This window comes from Sphingobium fuliginis (assembly GCF_015074805.1).
Taxonomy (GTDB): Bacteria; Pseudomonadota; Alphaproteobacteria; order Sphingomonadales; family Sphingomonadaceae; genus Sphingobium; species Sphingobium fuliginis.
In genome coordinates, this window is sequence record NZ_CP060037.1 from 339,696 (window position 1) to 353,517 (window position 13,822).

Genomic DNA, 13,822 nt, shown 5'->3' on the forward strand with positions numbered 1-13,822 from the left:
GCAGAGCACCGGCATCTTGGCAAGGCGCGCGTGGGCACGCGCGCGATCGAATGAAAACATGAAAGGCCTCGCAAGACGGCACGACACATCCGCGCCGAACCTGCGACGCGGGGCTCAGGCGTTTGGGCCGAGATCCTTGGGAGGTCGTTCGGGGCCGCGCGCCTTCACGCCGAGCGGCCGTCGCTGCGGCTCGAAAGTGCCCGCGCTGGCGGCCAGCGCGAGTATCGCCGCCGGCGCCTGATCGGGGACGATCAGGCCGGAGCCGCCATCGGCATGGTGGTGATGACCGCCGGCAAGATGCCCGACAGGATCGTCGTCGCTGTCGTCCGGCTGCGGGCTGTGATGATCGTCGGCATGATCCAGCTCGAGCGAAAGATCGCCCAGGAGCATGTGCTCATGGGCGATCGGCGCGCCCGGCGCATGCTGGATTCGGTCCATGGAGTTAGACAGCGACATCCCCGCAAACACGAAGACGAGCGCGATGCAGAGCATCGCGGTCAACCGCTTTACGATGGAGGTTTCGCTGGTTTGCACATTGAGTCACTAACCGTCCGCTTGTTTTCAGGCAAGCCAACTCGGCATGAGCAAAGCAATCTTGGCTTTTCTAATGAAGCGGGCGCGCTTTGCTTCGCGGATTGCCGTTGTAACAGCACGACGACAGTTAGCTCTGAAAACTCCAAGCCATCGGCAGGATCTCTGCCGGTGGTGCAGGGCGGACTGGCGTATCCTCACCTCATAAGAGCGAGTTCGCCCTGTGCGGCATGTTTCGTGAGACTGGTCGCAGACACGAGGCCCCGGGCGTCGCCGATCAAGGTATAGACGGCGTGGCGCTGCCCGCCGCGGTTTCGATGGTCGACGTGATAGCCCTGATAATGACGGCGCATGAGATCGGCGTTCACCAATTCGGAGACGGCGCGGCTGAGGTTACTCTTCCCGGTGGTTCGCATGCGTGCGCGCATTTCCTCTGCGATCGTTCGTTGCGTTTCCTGTGCATCGCCGGTGAGCATTCCACTTCTGTCCAGATCCCTACGAACGCGATCTGCCAACGCTGCGCTGCGGGATACTCGATGAGACATCGGTGTGAGCGCGTCGCAGAGCCAGTCGCGCAGCGAAACAAGCTCGTTGTCCCGCTTGATCCAGGGACCGGCGCTCCCGTCGGGGCCGGCGACCTGCGCAATCAAGTTGAGCAGCATGAAGGCATAGCGGGGACGGCTTGAGACCTGCGCCAATCTCTCGAGCACGGCTGCGATATCGCAGCTGCTGGAAGATTGGAGAGGAGCGCCGGGATGAAACATAACGCGACTGAATCAAGCACAGACGAGGATCAATGTGAATCCGAAATTCGCACCGTGGAGCGTCCTTTGTCGCCTATGACACTTTACCAGCAGGCAAAGTGTCATAGGCGATTCATCCAAGCAGGTTTGTTGCGAATCGTTCTCAACTCACCGTGATAATCGCGGAGCTGGCCGCTTAACGCTGGACGAGAAGTTCTTTTGGCGACGAGCTTCGACCGTCTATGGCGAACAGGATAAGAGACTGCGGCCGCCTGGACGACCTCACGCGTTTCGCACAGGAATGTGCGCGTGCTGGAAACCTCGGCGATTTGCAAGGCACGATCGATGCGGCCGTGCGCGAACTCGGCTTCCGCTGGTTCACGCTGCTCCACAATGTCGATCTTCGGCACGGAGGCGGGCAGCGCCTGTTCCTCACCACCTATCCGCCGGCCTGGCTCGAAGAGGTGCTCGAGGAGCGCCACTATATCGAGGACCCCATCCACGCGGCCTGCGCCCGCACGCCATCGGGGCTCGCCTGGGATCGGGTGGGCGACGTGCTTGAGCTTTCGTCGCGCCAGCGAAGCATCCTGAAACGCGCCAGGGATCATGACCTTGCAGCGGGCTATAGCTTGCCGATCAGGACGCCGGGTGAGCCTGAGGCGATTTTCACCGTCGCCCGACCGCGTGATGAACCGCTGGATGCGGCGGAAATTCTCACCGCCCGGTTGCTGGGATCGGTCGCTTATGACCGGGCGCGCGAACTGCTCGGCGAAGAGATAAGGACCTTGGCGTTCGTTTCCCTCAGTCCGCGCCAGGTCGAGTGCATCGCGTTCGTGGCCCAGGGTAAGAGCGATTGGGAGATTGCCCAGATTCTCGGGCTTAGCCGCGACACCGTGCATGAATATGTTGAATCCGCGCGTCGGCGCTACGGTGTGCGGCGCCGAACGCAGCTGGTGCTGCGCGCGGTTCGCGACGGTCATCTCAATATGGACGCGCTCCTGTGATCTCGCTCGGGCCGTGATGATCGGGCTTGGGCAAGTTCAGGACTTCTGCGCGGTCGCCGCGATAATCAAGGACAGCCAAGCACTGGCCGGCCTGATGGCCGAAATTACGCGTGCGATGGGCTTTCGGTACGTTTCTCTGGTCCACCATATCGACCTCAAGCCAGCGGTGAGCTCTGTCCATATCGTCGATTATCCACCAGAATGGGTGGAGCGTTTCCAGGCGCGTCGCCTCTATGCCAGTGATCCGATCCACCGGGCCAGCCATCGCACTAATATCGGCTTTGCCTGGTCGGCAGTGCAATCCCTTATCACGCTTAGTGCTGCTGATCGGTCGATCCTGGCGGAGGCGCACGACGCCGGGCTGGGCGATGGTTTCACGGTTCCTGCCCATATTCCGGGGGAAGTGAATGGGTCCTGCTCATTCGCCATGGGGTCAGGCGACGTGCTCGATCAACGACAGCTCCCGCTCGTCCAGCTGATCGGCAGCTTCGCATTCGAAGCCGCGCGCAGGCTTTCCCGTCAAACCCCAGCTCCATGCGAAGGCCCGTGCCTGACTGAGCGGCAGGCCGAATGTGTGGCGCTGGTAGCACGCGGGAAAACCGACTGGGAGATTAGCCAAATCCTCGGCATTGGGCAGGAAACGGTGATCCAGCATGTCAAGGATGCACGCGACCGCTACGGCGTGACGAAGCGCACGCTGCTGGCGATCCGCGCATTGTTCGATGGACAGATCAGCTTCGCAGATGTTTTCGGGCGATGATCTCCCCAGGACAGGGGATAACCGAAAGAACGCGGGCCTGATCGACTGACCGCCTCACCAAAGGAGGCTGTCATGCATATCGCAACCGGCGCTGCCCGCGCCATGGAAAACCGCCTGTTCTGTTCGATGTTCGAGGAACGCAAACGGGTATTCGTCGATCTTCTGCGCTGGGACGTGCCGGTCTTTGCCGGTCGTTATGAAATCGACCAGTTCGACAATGACCGTGCCGTCTACATCGTGATAGCCGACGCCGAGGGCGAGCATCTTGCCTCGGCGCGGCTGCTTCCGACGACCGGTGACCATATTCTCGGCACCATTTTCCCCGAGCTGTGCGAACAAGTGCCTCCCCGGGGTGGTGCGATCCTCGAGATCACGCGCTTTTGTCTTGCACGACGATTGCGCGCACGAGAGCGCCTGGAGGTGCGCAATCGGCTGGTGTCCGCGCTCGTCGAATATGCGCTCGGCAATCATATCGACAGTTACACCGGCGTTGCTGAGTGGTTCTGGTTCCAACAGATCCTGAGCTTTGGCTGGGCATGCCGTCCCCTCGGCCTGCCCGCCTCAACAAGCAGCCGCTGCCTTATCGCCTTACAGATCGACATCAATGGCAGCACCCGCGAGCAGCTGCAGGCCAGCGGCATCTGGCGCTCGGTCGGCCTTGCCGATCTTGCCAAGGCTGCTTGAAGAGGGCACCATGACAAATCTCTCCCCCTATCGCCCAGCTGCCGAACCTGCGGTCGATGACGATTTACAGCGGCACGGCTTCTGCGTGTTGCGGGACATCGCATCCAAGACAGAGGTCGCGGAGATCGATCAGGCCCTCGATCCGCGGTTTGCCGCCACACCCTTTTGCCAGGGCGGCTTCTACGGTCCGCTCACCAAGCGCTTTGGCGGCCTTTTGAAACGCGTACCCACTGTCGAGCGACTCGTGCGCCATCCTGCGATCATGCGCCTGGTGCGGTCGGTTCTCGACCCCTGGTGCGATACCATCCAGCTCAACCTCACGCAGGCGCTCGAACTGCATCCAGGAGCGCCGGCGCAGTTTCCTCACAGGGACCAGGATATGTGGCGCGGCCCGGCCGGCGAGCTCGAATATCTCGTCAACGTGATGTGGCCGATTTCTCCGTTCAAGGCTGAAAACGGCGCCACATTGATCTGGTCCGGGAGCCATAATGCCGGCTCCATGGTCAAGGACGCGCAGCCCATGGCGGTTGAGGCGGAGCCGGGCTCGGCGATCCTCTTCCTCGGTTCTACGCTGCATGGTGCCGGCGCCAACATGACCGGCGCGATCCGGCGTGGCATCATCGTCAGCTATTGCCTGGGCTGGCTGAAGCCCTACGAAAATAAATGGCTGACCTATCCGCCCAATGCGGCCCGTGCGTTCGATCCAGACCTTGCCGCGCTGGTCGGCTACCAGCAGCACCGTCCCAATCTCGGCAATTATGATGGCCAGTGTCCGTCCGTCCTGCTTCGGGGCGAACCGCCGGAATATCTGGCTGCCACCGATGCTCTGCGACCCGATCAGGAAAGTGCGCTGGCCGAATTTCTGGACCAGCAACGCACGAGCCTACTCCCCCCGGCTGGGGGGATTGCCGAAATCGGGGCCGGGCGGAACAAAAGAGAGGTGAAATCCAACGGATAGCTGACGCCAATTCCCGACGCGGGAGGTGTCTCTCACGGGGGAATGACCCGATGCAACGCGTGACTCTCAGCCTGGCGGTGCTCGCCATGGGCACCGCCCTTCAACCGACTCCCGCGCGAGCGAATGACTTGGGCTGCCAGGTTCTCCTGTGCCTTTCTAATCCTGGTGGCGCGACGCAATATGCCCAGTGCGTCGCGCCCATGACCAAGTTGTGGCAGCGCTTGGCCACCGGCGGCTCTTTTCCCGGCTGTAGCGGCGGCGGTGTTGCTCGTACCAAGGTCCACGATCGCGATTCCGCAACGCGGCGCCGGGTTGTCATGACTTTCAGCGATGGACGCCGCGAGACCTACTCGCTGGCCCATATCGAGCGGCTGCAGGATCTCGCTCGATGATCCTCGACGTCGCCAGTCTTCTCGCCCTTGCAGGCTCATGCGCGCCAAGCGTGGCGCCTGAGACGCTGATCTCGATCGTTCACACGGAAAGCCGATTCAACACGCTGGCGATCGGGGTCAACAGTCCGGGTGCGCGCAAGCCGGTGCCGGCGACGAGGGCACAGGCGATTGCCGCCGCGCGTCGCCTCATTCGCCAAGGCTACAACATCGATTTGGGCTTGGGGCAGATCAACAGCGCCAACCTCGGATGGCTGGGTCTGTCGGTGGAGGATGCCTTCGAGCCGTGCCGCAACCTTGCCGCCGCCGCGCGGGTGTTGACGACCAACTATCAGTCGGTGGCGCACTCCGCCCAGAGTTCGGACCATGCGATCGCAACAGCGCTCTCGCTCTACAATACTGGCGATCGGCGGCGCGGCTTTCGCAATGGTTATGTCGCCCGGGTCTATGCCAGCGCGTCAACCGTCATTCCCCTGATCCGCGGCAGGCACCCAGCGTCGGTGATGACCGCGCCTGTCCGGCTTGCCGATGCGGTGATCGCCAAACCGCAACCCACTGCGCTCGCTGCGACGCAGGCCGCTGGTTGGAACATCGCCGCAGATGCCCGGCAAGCCTCGCTCATGGTCTTCGGGGACGGGACAACTTCTCAGAAAGGACAGCATCCATGACAGCGATCACCGCCCGCCTGGGCTCCCAGCCCCAATGGGCGCGTCTTCTGCTGCGCATCGCCGGCATCGTCGGCCTGGCGATGCTTCTCTCGTTGCTGCTGAGTGATCCTGCTCATGCGCAAGGTGCGGACGGCATCACCTCCATGGCCGAGAACATCAAGACCTGGCTAACGGGAACCTTTGCCAAGACGATTGCGGTGATCGCCGTCGTCATCGTCGGCTTCATGTTCTTCACCGGACGGGCGAGCCTCGGCCTTTTGGTGACGGTCATCGTCGGCATTTTCATCGTCTTCAGCGCGCAGTGGATCGTCGATACCATCACCGGTGGCGCGTGAAGGAGGCCGCGCCCTCGAACGAGCGGCTGCGCGAGGAAACGCTTTTCCTTGCGGTGACCCGGCCGACGATGTGGCTGGGCGTGCCGCTCGAAGCATCCTTGCCGATTGCGCTTGCTGCCTGTCTCACCCTGATCGTCAGCGGCAATCCGCTTTACGCGGGGGCGATCGGCGGCGCGTGCCTCGCGGTGGCGCGCCTCATCGTGCGCCACGACGCCAATGCCTTTCGCCTGCTATGGTTATGGACTTTGACCAAGGCGCGCTGCCGGAACCGCGGCTGGTGGGGCGGCAGTTCCTATTCGCCGCTGCCGGTCGCGGGGATGAAGCGCAAGGGTTTCGCGCGTGGCTAGCGCCGCCGCCCAGCTGCCGCCGCGCAAGACGCCTTGGCGGGTTCTGACCCGAGAAGCGGAGCCCGGGCGCTATCTTCCCTATGCCCGCCATGTGACGCCCGATGTGATTGCGCTTGATAGCGGCGATCTCATGATGATGTTCCGCCTCGAAGGCATGGCTTTCGAGACGGCTGATCCGATCCACCTCAATGATTGGCACGAGAAGCTCAACGGCACTTGGCGCAACATCGCCGACGATCGGCTTGCGATCTGGACCCACATCGTCCGCTCAGCCGTAGGGGACTATCCCGAAGGGCAGTTCCGCTCAAAGTTCGCCGCCGAGCTCGACGCTAAATATCGGGCGCGCGTCACCGCCAAGCGGATGTTCGTCAATGAGCATTATCTGACGCTTCTCATGCGTCCGGCAGTCGGATCGGCCGACCGGACCGGGCTGCTGCTCAAGCGGATCGCGAAAGCCAAGGCCGCAGAGGAGGAGGTCGATCCCGATGAACTGGCGCGCTTCGAGGAGAAGGCGCGCGACATCGAGAAGCTGCTCCGCCGCTGCAGTCCGGCGCGCCTTGCTCTCTACGAGCATAATGGCCTGATCTTCTCCGCCCCGCTTGAGGTGCTCGAGCAAGTGATGATGGGTGCGCGATCCAGGGTTCCGCTCGTCCGCGGGCATCTGGGATCCGCGCTTTACGGCGAGCGCGTGATCTTCGGACGTGAGACGGTCGAGATCCGTGCCCATGACACGAGCCGCTGGCAGGGAATCTTCGGCATCAGGGAATATCCCGCGCTGACGCGCCCGGGACAGATGAATGCCTTGCTCGGCCAGGATTTCGCCTTCGTCGTCTCGCAATCCTTCACCTTCATGGGCAAAGCGCGGGCAGCCGAACGTCTGCGCCGCCGGCAAAACCAGATGGCCTCGACCGAGGATGCCGCAGCGAGCCAGGCGCTCGATCTCGCCGATGCAGCCGACGATCTGCAAAGCAACCGGTTCGTGCTCGGGGAGCATCATTTCTCGCTGGCGGTCTTCGCCGACAGCCAAAGGCGACTTGCCGACAATCTCTCGGCCGCGCGCGCGGCACTGGCCGATGCTGGTTTGGTGGCGGCGCGCGAAGGACCAGCGCTCGAAGCAGCGTTTTGGGCGCAGCTGCCCGGAAATTTCGCATGGCGGGCGCGGCCAGCGGCGATCACCTCGCGCAATTTTGCTGCCTTGGCGCCGTTCCATACCTATCCCGCAGGCCGGGCCAAGGGGAACCATTGGGGGCCTGCGATCGCCATGATGAAGACGGCCGCGCAATCGCCCTATTATTTCAACTTCCATGTTGGCGACTTGGGTCACACACTGATCATCGGTCCTTCCGGCGCGGGCAAGACCGTCGTCCAGAATTTTCTGATGGCGCAGCTCGAGAAGACGGGCGCGCAGCAGATCTTCATCGACAAGGACCGCGGCGCGGAGATCTATGTCCGATCCGCGGGCGGGATCTATCTGACGCTGAAGAATGGTGAGCCTACGGGTTTCGCTCCGCTGCGGGCACTCGACTATGGTCCGCGCAATCTTGTCTTCCTGGGGCGCCTGATCCGGCAGCTGGTGACGCCGGTTGGAGGCCAACTCGGCGTCACGCAGGAGCGCATGATCGATGAGGGGCTGGCCTCGCTCGGACGCCTTGCGCCGGAGGACCGCTCCATTCTCGCGCTTCGCCAGCTGCTCGGTCAGCGCGACCCGGAAGGCATCGGTGCCCGGCTGGAGAAATGGGCGCGGGGCGGTTCGCTCGGCTGGGTGTTCGACAATGAGATCGACGCTTTGTCGCTGGAGGCGCCGTTCGTCGGCTTCGACATGACCGATTTTCTCGACAACCCCGAAGTGCGCACGCCGCTCATGATGTACATGTTCCACCGGATCGACGGTCTCCTCGACGGCCGGCGGCTTGTGATCGATATCGACGAATTCTGGAAAGCCTTGGGGGACGATGCGTTCCGCGCCTTCGCGCAGGACGGCCTCAAGACCTACCGCAAGCAGAATGCCTTTCTTGTCTTCGGCACGCAAAGCCCTGCGGATGCGCTGCGTTCGGACATTTCGCACAGCATCATGGAGCAGGTTGCGACCAAGATACTGCTTCCCAACCCCTATGGCCGCGAAACGGACTATGTCGATGGACTGGGTCTGACCCAGGCGGAATTCAAGCTCATCCGCCACGATCTGAATCCGGAATCCCGCCGGTTCCTGGTCAAGCAAGGCCATGACTCAATCGTCGTCGAGCTCGATCTTGGCGGTCTCTCCGACGAGCTGGCAGTTCTCTCGGGCACCACGGAAACGGTGACGCTGCTCGATGCCATCCGCGCCGAGGTCGGCGACGATCCCGAATACTGGCTGCCCCTCTTTCACCAGCAGCGTCGATCTCCATCGAGCAGGAAAGGATGAGCTATGCGTAAAGGCGGATTCGCAGCGATCGGTGCGATTATCCTGGGAACGGCGGGTCCGGCCGCCGCCCAGGGCATACCGGTCTATGACAGCTCCGGCTATTTGCAGGCGCTCGCCACGGTCAAGAACACCCTGTCCATGATCGACCAGGGCAAGGAGCAGATCGCCGAGGCCAAGCAGCTCTACGGTAGCTTCAATCAGGTCACCGACGTCAATGGCATTGCCCCGTCGCTATCGACCGATGCCATGCGCCATCTTCTGCCGCCTGAGGCCCGCGACCTCGGCAGGCTGATGTCGTCGGAAAATGCCAGCCTGGGATCGCTTGGCAGTGCCGCGACCCGCATTCGCGATGCCAACCGCATTGCACTGCCGGAGCTGCGGCCTGGCGCATCCGCTTATGAACGGGCGTCGCGCGACAACCTGTTGCGAAACGGCGATCTGGCCGCCCGCGATGCTGCGATAGCGGAGTCGGCCTACGGCGTCTCGGCCCAGCGCACCGCAGGCTTGGAAGAACTGCGCACCTCGCTCGATACGGCTTCGGACGCCAAACAGGTCATGGACATCCAGGCAAGGGTAGGGGTCGAAAACGCCCATATCCAAAATGATGCCCTGCAGTTGCAGGCGCTGCGGATGCGGCAGGAGTCAGGACGTCGTCTTCAGATGCAGCGCGACGATGAGCAGGATTTAGCCGACCTATCGGCAAGTTTGGGAGGCTCGTAATGCTCCGGGCCATTGTCGTAAGCGTTACTTTGGTTGGCTTGCTCGGGTGCAAACCGCCGACCGGAAAAGATGAGTATCGCAGTAACTCCGATCTGCGGAATCAAACGCTCAGGGATTGCGCGAACGGAACCCATCCAAGTTCCCGCGAGTGCGTCAATGCTCAGGACGTTAAAGATCTCGATGACCTGAAGCGGTCACTTTGACGGCGAGCTGACCCGCAATGGCCTCTACACTGTTCAACGATTTCTATATGCAGGTCGACAATCAGTTAGACCTGTTCCTCAACGAGCGTCTTCAAAACGTCGTTGAGGTTGTTCGCGGGCCGCTCGCCGTTGGGCTTGTTATTTATATCGCTTTGTTCGGCTACATGGTGATGCGCGGCATTATTAGCGAACCCTGGGGCGAACTATTCTACCGAATGGTCAAGCTCTGCCTGCTGTATATTGCCGCAACGACGGTCGCCTATTCCGAGTGGATCACCACGCCTCTTTTTCATGGGATGCCGGACGCACTCTCGCAGGCACTCTCCGGGCGGACCATCACCAGCGTGGGCGCTGCATTTGATGACTACTTCAATCAAGTCGACAGCATAGTTCTCATAATTCGCGCCAAAGCTGCGACGTATATTGAAATTAATCCGATGCGTTTGGTGCTGATCGCTCTAGCCGTTTGCCTCTACGCGCTGGCAGGATTGTCTGCCGCGATCGGTTTTTCAATTACTATTTTTGCCAAAATAGCGCTGGCCATTATTATAGCTCTCGGGCCAATTTTCATTGCACTTGCATTGTTCGAACCTACGCGCCGCTTCTTTCATGGATGGCTCGGGCAGGTCTTCAACTACATAGTCCTCATGGGAGTGATCATCGCGATCACGACGCTCATTTCTGATTTGGGCAGCATCGCAATCGCGGCTGCAGAATCAAAAGCTGATGTGACAATCGGTGCGGTTCTTTTCGCCGTTTATCTCTTCCTCGGGACCATTTTCTTTTTCCAGGCTCCGGCCATTGCCACCGGCATTGCGGGCGGCGCCGCTGCGGGGGTTGGTGCCTTCGCCGGGACCGCCTGGGGGACGATGGCATCTCCCCTCCGACAACGCCGCATTGCGCGCAACAGCCGCAATCTGGAGCGCGCCGCTCGTCGGGGCGGCTCCATCGAAGCGGCATAGTGAGACATCACCATGACCTTGCCCTGTCCTCAAAAATCGACGTTCACCATCCGCCAGGTTACTTTCTGCCTGATCGGCAGCCTTCCACTGCTGGGCCTCGCGGCATGCGCGTCCGGACCCAAGAAGCTGGCCGTTTGCAACGGGCACCATCTGCGTGACGTGAACATCTATGGGAGCGTTCTGCCCGGATCGCCGGTGCGGGCGACTACAGCGCCGCGCCCTGCGCCGCCCATTCCTCCCTTGTCTCATCCGCAGGTGGGCGATCCACCGCCTCCGCCCGCAGTGCCAGCGCCTCCGGACGACAAGGTTTCCTTTGCGCCAAAGGACATTCGTTATGCGAGTTGCTGACGATGACGCGGAGGCGGTGCCTACTTCCGGGCTCAAACGCTATTTCCAGGAAGCGCGAAGCTGGGACCAGGACAGGGTTCGATCGGCATTGCGATCGACGCGTATTGCTTGGACCGTGGCGACGGTAACCTCGATCCTTGCGGCCGCATCCATTTTTGCTGTCGCCGCGCTGGCCCCGCTCAAGACCGTCGTGCCCTATGTCATTCGGGTCAATCAGACTACGGGCGCGGTGGATGTCCAGACGGCGCTGACCCAGCGGCCGATGCGCTATGATGAAGCGGTCACCAAATACTTTCTCGCGCAATATGTCCGGACGCGTGAAAGCTGGATACCGGCGGCTGCCGAGGAGAATTTCCGCTTCGTGACAATCCTGTCGCAGCCGGCGGAGCAGCAGCGCTGGGCACGCTTCTTCAGCAACAACAATGCTGCCAGTCCCCAGAACGCCTGGGGGAAAAACGCAGTCGTCCAGGCGCGGGTGCGCAACATCGCCTTCATCAATGATCGGGTTGCCAATGTGCGATTCACACGGATCGTCCAGACCGAGACGGATACGCAGAGCAGCGATTGGATCGCCACGGTCACTTTCGCCTATGCCAACGCGCCGATGGCCGAAGGTGATCGCTATCGGAACCCGCTCGGCTTCCAGGTCGAGAATTACCGCTCCGACCCGGAGGTAGTCCGATGAAAACATTGGTCGCTGCGGTTTTCATCGCGTTTGCATCCCTTTCTGCTGCCCATGCGGTTGAGGTCCCGCGTGGCGCTGCGTCTGACCCACGCGTCAAGTTCGTCGATTATGAGGAAGCGCAGGTCTATCGCATCGTCGGGACCTTCCGGACAGCAACCCAGATTGTCCTCAGCGAGGACGAAACGATTCAGCACGTAGCGCTGGGCGACACCGTCTCCTGGGAGGTGGCGGTGGCCGGCCACATCTTGTTCCTCAAGCCGCGCGAACGCGCTGGACCGACCAACCTTATCGTCACCACGTCTCGCGGCGGAACCTTAAGAAGCTATGCCTTTGAACTCACGGCTCGTAGTGGTCCGATCATCGGCCGCAACGGCCAGGCCTATTTCCAGGTCCGCTTCCGCTATCCGCGGGACGAGGTGGCGCGGGCCGAACGCCTGAGAGCGGCACAGATCGCGATGCAAGCGGCGGCGCTGGAGGCCCAGGCTGTTCGCGGTGCCCTCGACCATGCGGTGATCGAGGGTCCGCGCAACATGAATTATAAGGTGCAGGGTTCGAGCGATTTGCAGCCGTCGGAGGTCTCCGACAATGGCCAATTCACGGTTTTGCGGTTTCCGGCGAACCGGGAAGTTCCTGCCATTTATCTGGTGAGGCCAGACGGGTCCGAAACCCTGGTTCCCTTCGACGTTCGCGATGAATTCGTCGTCGTTCATTTGGTGGCGCGCCAACTGCGCCTGCGCCGGGGCGGCGAGGTGCTGTGCATCTATAACCAGGCGCCCGAACCTTATGGCGTCGATCATGGAACGAATACCGGATCGTCTCACGTCGAGCGCACCATCTCCCATCCGCAGGAATGAACCATGGCCGATGAACCGTCCCCTGTCGTGCGCCCGCTGCCCGGTGCCGATCCAACGCCCGAAAGGCACGAAATTCTTCACGAGCGTGGAATCGAGCCGATCGGCGGCACGACGCCCGCGCGGCGCAACACCGCGCTGATCTTCGCCGGCACGGCAATGGTCCTGGGCATTCTCTGGGTGAATTCCGGCACGGGCCAGCAATCCTCGTCTCGTGACCTCACCGCGCCGGCAGGTGCAGCCCGGGAACGACCCGATATCGTCGCTCGGGAAACAGTCGATTATGCCGCGGTCGCCCCTCAACGCCGACCGCTCGGGGCTGCCCGCGCGGACCCCAACGCGCCGGTGCTCAATCCTGCCGCTGGCGTTCCCGGACCTGAAGGCCAAATTGTGCCCGCCATGCAGCCGGGCGCGGCACCGAGCGGGACCAGTGCCGCTCGGCCAACGCTTGCCGAGCAGGCGCGGCGGTCCACGCTGATCGCCTATGGAGGTCGCGATCTTGGCCGCGAGGCCGGCGCGCCCACAGCTGCAGGGGCTGCCGGGGAAGCGCCCGACAACGCTGCCGGAGCGCCAGAGAGCGGCGAGGGCAGGGCGCCCAACGCGCTCGATCTTTTGCGGCAAAGCTCCTCGACCGGGGAAGCGCGGGCCTCGATGCTGCCGAACCGCAATTTTCTGATTACGGCGGGCACATTGATCCCCTGCATTCTGCAAACCGCCATCAATTCCGCGCAGCCCGGTTACACGTCCTGCCTGATCCCGCGAGACGTCTATTCCGAGAATGGCCGGGTCGTACTCATGGAAAAGGGCACGCGCGTTCTCGGCGAATATCGCGGCGGCATCCAGCAAGGGCAAAATCGCCTGTTCGTCCTCTGGACGCGAGCGGTAACGCCCCAGGGCGTGCGGATCGATCTTGCCTCGCCTGGCTCCGATGCACTCGGCCGAGCCGGGCTTGCAGGCGCGGTCGACAGCTTCTTCTGGGCGCGTTTTGGCGGCGCCCTGCTCCTCTCACTCGTCGATGATGCCGCCTATATCGCCGGACAGGCCGCCTCGAGCGGCAATGGCAATTTCAACAATGTGACCCGGGCGCCCAGCGAAGGCGCGGCGATTGCCTTGCAGAACAATATCAATATCCGGCCGGTCCTGAAGAAGAATCAGGGCGAGGAGGTCGGCATCTTCGTCGCCAAGGATTTCAACTTCGCCGACGTCTACAATCTGGAACTGCGGCGGTAA

Annotated in this window: 17 protein-coding genes; 15 read left to right on the forward strand and 2 right to left on the reverse strand. The window is 62.1% G+C overall.

The annotated features are described in order from the left end of the window. Positions 1-114: 114 nt before the first annotated feature. Complete coding sequence (locus H5V43_RS23090) at positions 115-501, reverse strand: hypothetical protein (protein WP_146001642.1); 387 nt, start codon at positions 499-501, stop codon at positions 115-117. A gap of 227 nt (positions 502-728) precedes the next feature. After that, positions 729-1,295, reverse strand: a complete 567-nt coding sequence (locus tag H5V43_RS23095) for a hypothetical protein (RefSeq protein WP_021245252.1) — start codon at positions 1,293-1,295, stop codon at positions 729-731. A gap of 221 nt (positions 1,296-1,516) precedes the next feature. Between H5V43_RS23095 and H5V43_RS23100 the strand changes: the two genes are divergently transcribed. The 15 genes from H5V43_RS23100 (at position 1,517) to virB10 (ending at position 13,822) form a co-directional block, all read left to right on the forward strand. After that, positions 1,517-2,278, forward strand: a complete 762-nt coding sequence (locus H5V43_RS23100; protein WP_022684250.1) for a helix-turn-helix transcriptional regulator — start codon at positions 1,517-1,519, stop codon at positions 2,276-2,278. Between the two features lie 16 nt (positions 2,279-2,294). Then, complete coding sequence (locus tag H5V43_RS23105) at positions 2,295-3,038, forward strand: LuxR family transcriptional regulator (protein WP_021245254.1); 744 nt, start codon at positions 2,295-2,297, stop codon at positions 3,036-3,038. Positions 3,039-3,110: 72 nt separating this feature from the next. Continuing rightward, the gene (locus tag H5V43_RS23110) at positions 3,111-3,722 is read left to right on the forward strand and encodes an acyl-homoserine-lactone synthase (protein ID WP_021245255.1); all 612 of its coding nucleotides are present in this window, start codon (positions 3,111-3,113) and stop codon (positions 3,720-3,722) included. Positions 3,723-3,732: 10 nt separating this feature from the next. Beyond that, a complete protein-coding gene (locus H5V43_RS23115) occupies positions 3,733-4,680 on the forward strand; it encodes a phytanoyl-CoA dioxygenase family protein (RefSeq protein WP_099186291.1) in 948 nt (315 codons plus the stop codon). 50 nt (positions 4,681-4,730) lie between these two features. Further along, positions 4,731-5,072: a hypothetical protein gene (locus tag H5V43_RS23120; RefSeq protein ID WP_021245257.1), complete on the forward strand. Its 342-nt coding sequence runs from the start codon at positions 4,731-4,733 to the stop codon at positions 5,070-5,072. Further along, positions 5,069-5,737: a lytic transglycosylase domain-containing protein gene (locus H5V43_RS23125; RefSeq protein ID WP_021245258.1), complete on the forward strand. Its 669-nt coding sequence runs from the start codon at positions 5,069-5,071 to the stop codon at positions 5,735-5,737. The genes H5V43_RS23120 and H5V43_RS23125 overlap by 4 nt, the downstream gene beginning before the upstream one ends. Beyond that, positions 5,734-6,072: a TrbC/VirB2 family protein gene (locus H5V43_RS23130; protein WP_021245259.1), complete on the forward strand. Its 339-nt coding sequence runs from the start codon at positions 5,734-5,736 to the stop codon at positions 6,070-6,072. Before H5V43_RS23125 ends, H5V43_RS23130 begins: the two co-directional genes overlap by 4 nt. Further along, positions 6,069-6,419 carry a VirB3 family type IV secretion system protein gene (locus H5V43_RS23135; RefSeq protein ID WP_021245260.1) on the forward strand — a complete coding sequence of 117 codons (351 nt, stop codon included), beginning with the start codon at positions 6,069-6,071 and terminating at the stop codon, positions 6,417-6,419. Before H5V43_RS23130 ends, H5V43_RS23135 begins: the two co-directional genes overlap by 4 nt. Beyond that, positions 6,412-8,823, forward strand: a complete 2,412-nt coding sequence (locus H5V43_RS23140; RefSeq protein WP_021245261.1) for a VirB4 family type IV secretion/conjugal transfer ATPase — start codon at positions 6,412-6,414, stop codon at positions 8,821-8,823. Before H5V43_RS23135 ends, H5V43_RS23140 begins: the two co-directional genes overlap by 8 nt. Positions 8,824-8,826: 3 nt before the next feature. Next, on the forward strand, positions 8,827-9,543 hold the full coding sequence (locus H5V43_RS23145; RefSeq protein ID WP_025546718.1) for a TrbJ/VirB5 family protein: 717 nt from the start codon (positions 8,827-8,829) through the stop codon (positions 9,541-9,543). Continuing rightward, entirely contained in the window at positions 9,543-9,746 is a 204-nt protein-coding gene (locus H5V43_RS23150; protein ID WP_076605730.1) for an EexN family lipoprotein, read from the forward strand. The genes H5V43_RS23145 and H5V43_RS23150 overlap by 1 nt, the downstream gene beginning before the upstream one ends. A 17-nt stretch (positions 9,747-9,763) precedes the next feature. Then, positions 9,764-10,708 carry a TrbL/VirB6 family protein gene (locus tag H5V43_RS23155; RefSeq protein WP_021245263.1) on the forward strand — a complete coding sequence of 315 codons (945 nt, stop codon included), beginning with the start codon at positions 9,764-9,766 and terminating at the stop codon, positions 10,706-10,708. 334 nt (positions 10,709-11,042) lie between these two features. Continuing rightward, entirely contained in the window at positions 11,043-11,741 is a 699-nt protein-coding gene (locus H5V43_RS23160; protein WP_021245264.1) for a VirB8 family type IV secretion system protein, read from the forward strand. Then, positions 11,738-12,595 (forward strand): P-type conjugative transfer protein VirB9, encoded by an 858-nt coding sequence (virB9, locus tag H5V43_RS23165; RefSeq protein WP_021245265.1) that lies wholly within the window; start codon positions 11,738-11,740, stop codon positions 12,593-12,595. The genes H5V43_RS23160 and virB9 overlap by 4 nt, the downstream gene beginning before the upstream one ends. Before the next feature lie 3 nt (positions 12,596-12,598). Continuing rightward, positions 12,599-13,822 (forward strand): type IV secretion system protein VirB10, encoded by a 1,224-nt coding sequence (virB10, locus tag H5V43_RS23170; protein ID WP_021245266.1) that lies wholly within the window; start codon positions 12,599-12,601, stop codon positions 13,820-13,822.

What these genes read in the sequence shown, in the direction of transcription:
- H5V43_RS23115 (WP_099186291.1), top strand. Translation starts at nt 3,733, where the DNA reads ATGACAAATCTCTCCCCCTATCGCCCAGCTGCCGAACCTGCGGTCGAT.
- H5V43_RS23105 (WP_021245254.1), top strand. Translation starts at nt 2,295, where the DNA reads ATGATCGGGCTTGGGCAAGTTCAGGACTTCTGCGCGGTCGCCGCGATA.
- virB9 (WP_021245265.1), top strand. Translation starts at nt 11,738, where the DNA reads ATGAAAACATTGGTCGCTGCGGTTTTCATCGCGTTTGCATCCCTTTCT.
- H5V43_RS23110 (WP_021245255.1), top strand. Translation starts at nt 3,111, where the DNA reads ATGCATATCGCAACCGGCGCTGCCCGCGCCATGGAAAACCGCCTGTTC.
- H5V43_RS23120 (WP_021245257.1), top strand. Translation starts at nt 4,731, where the DNA reads ATGCAACGCGTGACTCTCAGCCTGGCGGTGCTCGCCATGGGCACCGCC.
- H5V43_RS23145 (WP_025546718.1), top strand. Translation starts at nt 8,827, where the DNA reads ATGCGTAAAGGCGGATTCGCAGCGATCGGTGCGATTATCCTGGGAACG.
- H5V43_RS23125 (WP_021245258.1), top strand. Translation starts at nt 5,069, where the DNA reads ATGATCCTCGACGTCGCCAGTCTTCTCGCCCTTGCAGGCTCATGCGCG.
- H5V43_RS23130 (WP_021245259.1), top strand. Translation starts at nt 5,734, where the DNA reads ATGACAGCGATCACCGCCCGCCTGGGCTCCCAGCCCCAATGGGCGCGT.
- H5V43_RS23100 (WP_022684250.1), top strand. Translation starts at nt 1,517, where the DNA reads ATGGCGAACAGGATAAGAGACTGCGGCCGCCTGGACGACCTCACGCGT.
- H5V43_RS23150 (WP_076605730.1), top strand. Translation starts at nt 9,543, where the DNA reads ATGCTCCGGGCCATTGTCGTAAGCGTTACTTTGGTTGGCTTGCTCGGG.
- virB10 (WP_021245266.1), top strand. Translation starts at nt 12,599, where the DNA reads ATGGCCGATGAACCGTCCCCTGTCGTGCGCCCGCTGCCCGGTGCCGAT.
- H5V43_RS23095 (WP_021245252.1), bottom strand. Translation starts at nt 1,295, where the DNA reads ATGTTTCATCCCGGCGCTCCTCTCCAATCTTCCAGCAGCTGCGATATC.
- H5V43_RS23160 (WP_021245264.1), top strand. Translation starts at nt 11,043, where the DNA reads ATGCGAGTTGCTGACGATGACGCGGAGGCGGTGCCTACTTCCGGGCTC.
- H5V43_RS23155 (WP_021245263.1), top strand. Translation starts at nt 9,764, where the DNA reads ATGGCCTCTACACTGTTCAACGATTTCTATATGCAGGTCGACAATCAG.